The following is a 5,291-nucleotide window of genomic DNA, read 5'->3' on the forward strand; positions in this document are numbered from 1 at the left end:
TCGCGCGGCACCACCTGGATGAGTTCGTCGTGCTTTACGCCATAGCCTTCGGCGGGTGCGACGTCGACATTCAGCCTGTCACCCTTCTCGCGCCCTTCCAGCGCGTTTTCCAGGCCCGGGACGATCTGGCCCTCGCCATGGATGTAGGCCAGCGGCTCACGGCCATCGGAGCTGTCGATCACCTCGCCGGCATCGTTGGTGAGGGTGTAGTGGAACGATGCAACGGAGTTCTTGGCGATCTTCATCGGACGGCTCTTTGCCTTGAGGGACCGAATAGGCTAAGTGACACAGCGCGCGACTGCAAACCTCGACTCTAGACCGTCTCGCCGCCCAATACGCCGGGAAGGTCCCGGGCGATTTTCTCCGGAGTGTCCGTGGGCGCGTAGCGGCGCACGACCTGGCCTTGTCGATCCACCAGGAACTTGGTGAAGTTCCACTTGATCGCCTCGCTGCCCAGGATGCCCTTGCCTTCGTGCTTGAGCCAGCGGTACAGCGGATGGGCCTGGTCGCCGTTGACCTCGACCTTGGCGAACATCGGGAACGAAACTTCATAGGTGAGCGAACAGAACTCGCGGATCTGTGCTTCGTCACCCGGCTCCTGGTGGCCGAACTGATCGCAGGGGAAACCCAGCACGTCAAACCCCTGCCCGGCGAAGTCCCGCTGCAGCTGCTCCAGGCCCTTGTATTGCGGTGTGAAGCCGCACTTGGAGGCCACGTTCACCACCAGCAACGCCTTGCCCTGGAACTCCCCAAGCGATCGCTCGCGACCTTCGATGTCGCTTGCGCTGAAGTCGTAGATGGAAGCCATCGGTAGTCCCCGCGCGTATTGAAGATACGGAAGTCTAAACCTTCGCCGGCCATCCATGCAGGTTAAGATCCGGGCATGACCGACCACCCCGCTTTGATCACCCTGAAGGCCGTCGCCAAGTCCTACCGCGTGCGCGGCCGTGACATACCCGCCCTGCAGCCGACGGACCTGGCCATCGATGCGGGCGAGGTGTTCGGCATCATCGGCCATTCGGGGGCCGGCAAGTCCACCCTGCTGCGGCTGATCAACCTGTTGGAGCGGCCCACGGCGGGCCGTGTGGTGATCGAAGGTGCGGACGTCACCGGCATCGACGGCGCGGCGCTTCGCGACCTGCGTGCCGGTATCGGCATGATCTTCCAGCATTTCAACCTGTTGTCCTCGCGCACCGTGCGCGAAAACATCGCCTTTCCCCTGCGCCTGAGGCCGGGCATGGACGAGGCGGCCATTGCCCGGCGGGTGCAGGAACTGCTCGAGCGGGTCGGCCTTGCCGGGCACGCGGACAACTACCCTGCCCAACTGTCGGGCGGCCAGAAGCAGCGCGTGGGCATTGCGCGCGCCCTGGCCAACAAGCCGCGGGTGCTGCTGTGCGACGAAGCCACCAGTGCGCTCGATCCGCAAACCACCGCCTCGGTACTGGACCTGCTCCTGGACATCAACCGGGAGCTCGGCCTCACCATCGTCCTGATCACCCACGAAATGGACGTGATCCGCCGCGTCTGCGACAGGGTCGCTGTGCTCGACGCCGGACGCGTGGTGGAACTGGGCAACGTGGTCGATGTCTTCCTGCACCCGGAGCATCCCACCACGAGGCGCTTCGTCAGCGAGGCCGAGCATGGCGATGAAGGCGGCCCGGACTACAGCGGCGTGACAGGAAACCTGATGCGCCTGTCGTTCCGCGGCGAGACCACCTATGCCCCGACCCTGTCGGCGGTGGTGCGCGACACCGGCATTGAATACAACCTGCTGTCCGGGCGGATCGACCGCATCAAGAATATGCCCTACGGCCAGCTCACCCTGGCCATGCGCGGGGACCGCATCGATGCCGCCGTGGCGCAGCTTCGCGCCGCGGGTGTGGTGGTGCAGGAGATCGCCCGATGAATGCGCCTTCACTGCTGCAACAGTGGTTCCCCAACATTACCGACTGGACGGAAATCGGCCAGGCCTGCATCGACACCCTGCTGATGCTCGGTGGCTCGCTGCTGTTGACGGTGGTGATCGGCCTGCCGCTGGGCATATGGCTGTTCCTGGCCAGCCGCGACCAACTGCACGACAGTCCCCGCAGCTACGCCGCGCTGTCGCTGGTGGTGAACGTACTGCGCTCAATCCCGTTCATCATCCTGATGATCCTGATGATGCCGCTCACTTTTTTCCTGATGCGCGCAACGATCGGCATCCGCGGCGCGATCCCGCCGCTGGTGATCGGCGCCGCGCCGTTCTTCGCACGGCTGGTGGAAAGCGCCTTGCGCGAAGTGGGCGCCGGCGTGGTCGAAGCGAGCCAGGCCATGGGCGCCACCACCGGGCAGATCGTGCGGCGCGTGCTGCTTCCCGAGGCCCGCGCCAGTATCGTCGCCGCGATCACCGTGACCGCCATCGCGCTGGTGGGCTATACGGCCATGGGCGGCATCATCGGCGCCGGCGGCCTGGGAAGCCTCGCCTACCAGTACGGTTACCTGGGCTACAAGCCCGACTACATGATCGTGACCGTAGCCTTGCTGGTACTGCTGGTACAGCTGCTGCAGATGCTGGGCGACGCCATCGTGCGACGGATGTCCCACCGCTAGGGCGCCTTTGCCTTCCGGACGTCTGGAAGGCTATGCTGCCGCACCGCAACAAAACACGGACATGCACCGATGAAGACCCTCCTGCCCCTCCTCGCCGCCACCATGCTGGCCCTGGCCGGTTGTGGGCAGAAGGCCGCCGACGATACACACCTGTCGGTGGCGGCCACCGCGGTGCCGCACGCTGAAATCCTCAACGTGATCAAGCCCATGCTGGCCCGCGAGGGCATCACCCTGGACATCAGGGTATTCGCCGACTACGTGCAGCCCAACCAGCAGGTGGCGCAGAAGCAGATCGATGTGAACTACTTCCAGACCGAGCCCTACCTTGACCAGTTCAACCGCGAACGCGGTACCCACCTGGTGACTGTGGTCGGCGTCCACATCGAGCCGTTCGGCGCCTATTCGCGCAAGTACAAGTCGATCGCGGAACTTCCCGACGGCGCCAGCGTGGTGATCCCGAACGATCCGAGCAACAACAGCCGTGCGCTGCTGTTGCTGGCGAAAAATGGGCTGATCACCCTGGCCGACCCGAACGACCGCCTGGCAACGCTCAAGGACATCACGGCCAATCCGAAGAACCTGAAATTCCGCGAGATGGAAGCGGCGATGCTGCCGCGAGTACTGGGTGAAGTGGACCTCGCCCTGATCAACACCAACTACGCGCTGGCGGCCAAGCTCGACCCGGTGAAGGATGCGTTGTTGATCGAGGGCAAGGATTCGCCCTACGTCAATTTCCTGGTTGCGAGGGATGACAATCGCGACGATCCTCGTGTGCAGAAGCTGGCCAGGGCGCTGACCAGCCCAGAAGTAAAGGCGTTCATCCAATCCCATTACCAGGGTGCGGTACTGCCCGCCTTCTGACATGCGAAGCCCTTCCACGCTGCTCGGCCCGTTGTTCGCGCTACTGCTCGCCATGCCCGGTATCGCCGCGGCCCAGGATCTGCGCATCGAAGGCCTGGGAGACTCTCGCGTACTGACGGCGGCCCAGTTGCGCGGACGCCCGGACGCGAGCGACATCCTCATTCCCGACGACCCGGTCTACCACCGGTACATGCACTACCGCGCGGTGCCCTTGCGCTCGCTGTTACCGGGCATGGCCGCCGACGCGCATGTGCAGTTCGTCGCCACCGACGGGTTCACCGGCGAAGTGCCGGCGCGGCTCATTGTCGATGCCGGCCGCACGACCGGCTGGCTCGCGATCGAACCTGAGGGCCATCCGTGGCCCCCGGTGGCGTCGGGCAAGCCATCTGCGGGACCGTTCTATGTGGTGTGGACCGATCCTTCGGCGGCCGGCGTGGGCCGCGAACAGTGGCCCTTCCAGGTAGCCACCGTTCGCGTCACCACCAACGTCGACACCCGTTTCCCCGCCATGCTGCCCGACGGCGCCCTGCCCGCGGACGCACCGGCCCGGCGGGGCTTCGCCGTGTTCAAGAAGGATTGCATCACCTGCCACACGCTCAATGGCCAGGGCGATGCCAGGCTTGGGCCCGACCTCAACATCCCCCATGGGCCGACCGAGTACCTGGGCACCGCCTACCTGAAGAAGCTGGTGCGCAACCCGCAGGAACTGCGCCATTGGCCCGAGGCGAAGATGCCGGCCTTCGACCAGCGTACGCTCAGCGATACGGACCTTGACGACCTGGTGACGTACCTCAGCCACATGGCGTCACGCAGGTCGAAGTAGCCATCTCTTCAAGTTCGGCCTGGCGCGCCTGCTTCGGCTTCCTGGCCAGCGCTGCCACGCGCGCATGGAAGGCGGTCCAGTTGCCATGGACCTGGGCGAACAAGGCGGTGAAAGCCGGTACCCACTGCTCGTACAGGCCAAACGGCAGCAGGCTGGCGTTGTTGAGATCCCCCGCCACCCAGGCGTCGTAGCGCTTGTCGCCTTCGAAGTCCGCATCACGCCAATGTGCGTAGCGTTCACGGAAGTCGGCAAAGGCGGCACGTTTCATCGAAGCCAGTGTCGCCGCGTCGCCGCCACGGGCGTAAATGTCGGCCAGTGACTGCCGGAAATCGATCACCAACTGTGTAAAGGCCTCTTCCATGCGGTCTCCACGCGGATCTACCGGACCCAGTCCCCTGGCGTGGCGCCAGGCATCCAGGCCCTGCCGCTGAACGAACGTGGCATAGGACTCGTTGAAGGCAGTGTCGCCGGCCACGTAGACACGCTGGTGGGCCAGTTCGTGGAACACCTCGCCGGCCAGCTCGTCGTCGTCCCAGTGCAGCATGCTGCTAAGCACCGGATCGTCGAACCAGCCAAGGGTGGAATACGCAGGTACGCCACCCACGCTCACATCGTTCCCCATGGCGCGCAGCCGATCCGCTTCGCGCACGGCCTCTGCCTGCGAGAAATACCCGCGGTAGGCGACGCACCCGGCGATCGGATAGCAATGATTGATGGCCTTGATGGAATAGGCCGGTGTGGCGAACACGTTCCACACCACGTACGGGCGGTGAAGATCAATGTATCGGGTATAGCTGCCATTGCGCGGCAATGCCAGCGCGTCGGAAGCGAAGCGTCGCGCTTGCAAGGCAAGTTTCAGCCGGTTCGCGACGTCCGCATCGGTAGCCGGATCGGCAAGCACGTGATCGATCGGCTGGCGATGCACCAGCAACGATGCCTGCCCCCGTGCAACGTGTGCGTAATAACAGCCTCCGGGCAACAACAGTACGGCCGCCAGCAAACATGAGCGGAGCGTTTG

The 5,291-nt window shown here is 64.6% G+C and carries 7 protein-coding genes; 4 read left to right on the top strand and 3 right to left on the bottom strand.

Going from position 1 to position 5,291, the window contains the following annotated elements; all coding sequences use genetic code 11:
* A partial coding sequence (locus tag VK519_RS04140; RefSeq protein ID WP_324347872.1) for an FKBP-type peptidyl-prolyl cis-trans isomerase occupies nt 1–245 on the bottom strand: 245 nt, incomplete at its 3' end.
* 68 nt (nt 246–313) lie between these two features.
* On the bottom strand, nt 314–808 hold the full coding sequence (locus VK519_RS04145) for a glutathione peroxidase (RefSeq protein WP_324347873.1): 495 nt from the start codon (nt 806–808) through the stop codon (nt 314–316).
* Nucleotides 809–901: 93 nt separating this feature from the next.
* Here VK519_RS04145 and VK519_RS04150 point away from each other — a divergent pair, with 93 nt between their 5' ends.
* From VK519_RS04150 to VK519_RS04165, 4 genes are all read left to right on the top strand, one after another.
* A complete protein-coding gene (locus tag VK519_RS04150) occupies nt 902–1,906 on the top strand; it encodes a methionine ABC transporter ATP-binding protein (protein ID WP_324347877.1) in 1,005 nt (334 codons plus the stop codon).
* The gene (locus VK519_RS04155; RefSeq protein ID WP_324347874.1) at nt 1,903–2,589 is read left to right on the top strand and encodes a methionine ABC transporter permease; all 687 of its coding nucleotides are present in this window, start codon (nt 1,903–1,905) and stop codon (nt 2,587–2,589) included. The genes VK519_RS04150 and VK519_RS04155 overlap by 4 nt, the downstream gene beginning before the upstream one ends.
* A gap of 69 nt (nt 2,590–2,658) precedes the next feature.
* Nucleotides 2,659–3,450 carry a MetQ/NlpA family ABC transporter substrate-binding protein gene (locus VK519_RS04160; RefSeq protein WP_324347875.1) on the top strand — a complete coding sequence of 264 codons (792 nt, stop codon included), beginning with the start codon at nt 2,659–2,661 and terminating at the stop codon, nt 3,448–3,450.
* 1 nt (nt 3,451) lies between these two features.
* Complete coding sequence (locus VK519_RS04165) at nt 3,452–4,273, top strand: cytochrome c (RefSeq protein ID WP_324347876.1); 822 nt, start codon at nt 3,452–3,454, stop codon at nt 4,271–4,273.
* Here the strand turns inward: VK519_RS04165 and VK519_RS04170 are convergent.
* Nucleotides 4,242–5,273 (bottom strand): aminopeptidase, encoded by a 1,032-nt coding sequence (locus tag VK519_RS04170; RefSeq protein ID WP_324347878.1) that lies wholly within the window; start codon nt 5,271–5,273, stop codon nt 4,242–4,244. The genes VK519_RS04165 and VK519_RS04170 overlap by 32 nt on opposite strands.
* Nucleotides 5,274–5,291 lie beyond the last annotated feature (18 nt).

It is taken from the genome of Pinirhizobacter sp. (assembly GCF_035317885.1).
Lineage (GTDB): Bacteria > Pseudomonadota > Gammaproteobacteria > Xanthomonadales > Rhodanobacteraceae > Pinirhizobacter.